Raw genomic sequence first — 3,459 nt, forward strand, 5'->3', positions numbered from 1 at the left:
GACCCGACGATGATCAGCGTCGGAACCATGGGCGATGCGAAACCCTATGTCTTCACCGACGCCAACGGCAACTTCACCGGCTTCGACGCTGAACTCTTCCGCGACGTGGCGCGCCGGCTCGGGTTCAAAGAGGAGCAGGTCGTTTTCACCGGCCAAGAATTCTCGGCGCTGCTGCCGTCTGTCGCCAACGGCCGCTTCGACGTCGCTGTCGCCGCCATTGGCACGACCGCGGAGCGCAAGAAGACCGTGGATTTTGGCGACGGCTATCTCGCTGGCTACCTGTCGATCATTTCGGCTGATCCGGCTCTGACGACCAATGAGAGCACCGCCGGAAAGCGCATCGGCGTGATCCAGGGAACGCTGCAGGAAATCTATGCTGAGAAGAACCTGAAGGGCGACATCGTCAAATTCCCCGACAACAACACTGCGGTGGCGGCGCTGAACAACGGGACGATCGATGGCCATTTCACCGACTATGAGTCGGCCAAGCAGTATGTGGAGCGCTACAACAACCTTAAGATAACAATGAATGTGCCGTCCTTCGACGCGCCTGCCGGGTTCGTGGTCAAGAAGGGCAACGACGCTTTCCGAGAAGCGCTAAACAAGGCACTGCGCGCGGCCATGGACGATGGCACCTGGAAACGGCTTCACGAGAAATGGTTCCCGGGTACCCCGATGCCGGATCAATATCTGCCAAAGAAGTAAATTCGCGCGTATTCGTTATCGTTTCCGGCCGGGCCCGTGAGCAACGGTGCCCGGCCGAGTTATAGATGGACTTGATATGAGCTGGTTCGACAACTTCGCCCGCAGCTTTCTTGATTTCCAGGCGATGGCAGAAGTTCTGCCGAACATGGTGATGGTCGGCCTCAAGAACACTTTGATCCTGGCCCTTGCCTCGACGTTTTTCGGGACGCTGATCGGTATCGTCCTCGCAGTCATGGGGATTTCAGAGAACCGGCCGCTGAAACTCCTTGCCCGAGTCTACACCGATATCTTCCGCGGGCTTCCTGCTATTGTCACGATCCTGATCATTGGCCAAGGCTTCGCGCGGTTGGGCCGAGATCTGTTCGGTCCATCGCCTTATCCGCTGGGCATTCTGGCGCTCAGCCTGATCGCCGGCGCCTATATCGGGGAGATTTTCCGCGCCGGCATTCAGAGCGTCGAGCGTGGTCAGATCGACGCCACGCGCACTCTCGGCATGACATATGGCCAAGGCATGCGCCTGGTGGTGATCCCGCAAGGCATCCGCCGCGTCCTGCCTGCACTGGTCAACCAGTTCATCGGCAACGTCAAAGACTCCAGCTTGGTCTATTTTCTTGGTCTGCTCGCCTCCGAACGCGAATTGTTCCGCGTCGGCCAGGACCAGGCCGTGCTGACCGGCAACTTGTCGCCGCTGTTGCTGGCCGGCGTGTTCTATCTCGTGATCACGGTGCCGCTGACCCATCTCGTCAATTACATCGACGCGCGCATGCGCGTCGGCAAACGTATCACCGCTGCGCAAAGTGGCCTCAAGGAAGTCGCCGAGCTTGCCGAAGCGGTCGTGCCGGGCACAGAGACGTTGCCTGCAGCAGCGCCCACACGCTTCAAGGGTGGCGGTATTGAGGTCAAGAATATCGACATGGCCTATGGTGTCGTCCAGGTCCTCCATGATGTCAGTCTGAAAGTGGAGCCGGGGACCGTCACCTGCCTCATCGGTCCGTCGGGCTCGGGCAAGTCGACCTTGCTGCGTTGCCTCAACCGCCTCGTAGAGTGTCGAGCCGGTGACATTCTGCTCGATGGCGAAAGCATCTACAAACAGACCCCTGACCAACTCCGGCGGCGCGTCGGCATGGTTTTCCAGCAGTTCAATCTGTTCCCCGACCGCAGCGCGCTCGCCAACATCACCTTGGCGCTTCGCAAAGTTAAACGCATGTCGCGCGAGGAGGCTGAGGGCGCGGCCTTGGCGAGGCTGAATGAAGTCGGACTGCTGGAGCGTAAGGACCATCGGCCGGCCAATCTCTCGGGCGGGCAACAGCAGCGGGTGGCCATCGCGCGCGCCCTGGCCCTCGAACCCGAGATTATGCTGTTCGACGAAGTCACCAGCGCGCTCGATCCGGAATTGGTCAAAGGCGTCCTGAACTTGATGGCCGATCTTGGTCGGGGCGGGATGACGATGGTGGTCGTTACACACGAGATGAACTTCGCTCGCAAGGTCGCGAACCAGGTCGTATTTATGGACGAGGGGCGGATTGTCGAGGCAGGCCGACCAGAGGACCTATTCGATAACCCGCAAAGCCCGCGTCTTCGGCGCTTTTTGTCCGAGGTGCTGTGATTGCAATGGTGTGCGCAACGGGGGCTGTTGCGGTGTTCGCCCTTGCGGACGGGCTTAACTGCCGCTAGGTCGCCGGCACAACGCGCGCATGGGCGCTAGGTTTGCCGAGTGACTCAAAGATCACCCAAAAACGCAACTATCATAGAGGTCGCTCGCCGGGCCGGGGTGAGTTCCGCCACGGCCGGGCGTGTTCTTGGTGACTACGGCTACAGCAGCCCCGAGGTTCAGGAGAAGGTGCGCGCCGCAGCAGTTGAGCTGGGCTACCGCCCCAATCGCCTTGCCAAAGGTCTGATCACCGGTAAAACGCAGACTATCGGCGTAGTGGTTGGCGACATCGAAAGCCCATTCTACGCCAGCGTGCTGCGCGGAATAGGGGATGTCGCGCGCCGTGGCGGCTTCGGGGTTGTCGTTACAAACAGTGATGAAAATGCCGAACTCGAGCAAGAGGCGGTGCAACTGCTGCTGGAAAAGCAGGTCGACGGTTTAATTGTCTCATCGACCTTCGTGGACGAGCCGGATCACCTTCATGAAGCAGTCGCGGCTCGCTGTCCCGTCGTGCAGTTCGACCGCATGGTGGCGGGCCTGGAAACCGATTCAGTCGTGGTCGACAACGTTTCTGTAACGCATAGCAGCATCGCGGCGATGATAGCGGCCGGACACAGCCGCATCGGAATATTGGCGGAACTCGGGCCGGGCCAACGCGACGATGTTGGCTCGTTTGTGGCAAACGTTGATCTCTCCAGCGCTGATCTTCGCTACCATCATCCAAGCTGGCAGAGGCTATTGGGTTATCTCGAAGCCCATCGCGCCGCGGGCATTACGCCGGATCCGCAATTGATCCGTCGCGTGGCGCTCTATTCTAGCGAGGCAGCCCGCAAGGAGGCGCTCGATCTGCTGACAATGCGCAATGCACCGTCCGCTCTGTTTACGGCCGATGGTGTGATGTCGACAGGGGTTCTGGAGGCCATTTCCGCATTGAAGCTTGCGATTCCAGGAGACGTTTCGCTGCTCTGCTTCGACGATCTCGACTGGATGCAGTTCGTGGCCCAGGGTATCACAGCCATCGCGCAGCCGGCACATTTGATTGGAGCGACGGCAGCGGAGCTTCTCTTGAAGAGGCTGGCGGAGGCCACGTTACCTTTCGAGCA

3 protein-coding genes are annotated in these 3,459 nt (G+C 59.9%); all 3 read left to right on the forward strand.

The window, feature by feature from the left end:
* Positions 1 to 705 (forward strand): ABC transporter substrate-binding protein (locus NKK47_RS34775; protein WP_352579898.1); only part of this gene is annotated, 705 nt, incomplete at its 5' end.
* Positions 706 to 781: 76 nt separating this feature from the next.
* Positions 782 to 2,311 carry an amino acid ABC transporter permease/ATP-binding protein gene (locus tag NKK47_RS34780; RefSeq protein ID WP_352579899.1) on the forward strand — a complete coding sequence of 510 codons (1,530 nt, stop codon included), beginning with the start codon at positions 782 to 784 and terminating at the stop codon, positions 2,309 to 2,311.
* 165 nt (positions 2,312 to 2,476) lie between these two features.
* Positions 2,477 to 3,459: LacI family DNA-binding transcriptional regulator (locus NKK47_RS34785; RefSeq protein WP_352579900.1), on the forward strand; the 983-nt coding region annotated here is incomplete at its 3' end.

It is taken from the genome of Mesorhizobium sp. M0019 (assembly GCF_040323975.1).
Classification (GTDB): domain Bacteria; phylum Pseudomonadota; class Alphaproteobacteria; order Rhizobiales; family Rhizobiaceae; genus Mesorhizobium.

Excerpts from the sequence above, each read along its gene's own strand:
- NKK47_RS34780 (WP_352579899.1), top strand. The coding sequence starts at position 782 with ATGAGCTGGTTCGACAACTTCGCCCGCAGCTTTCTTGATTTCCAGGCG.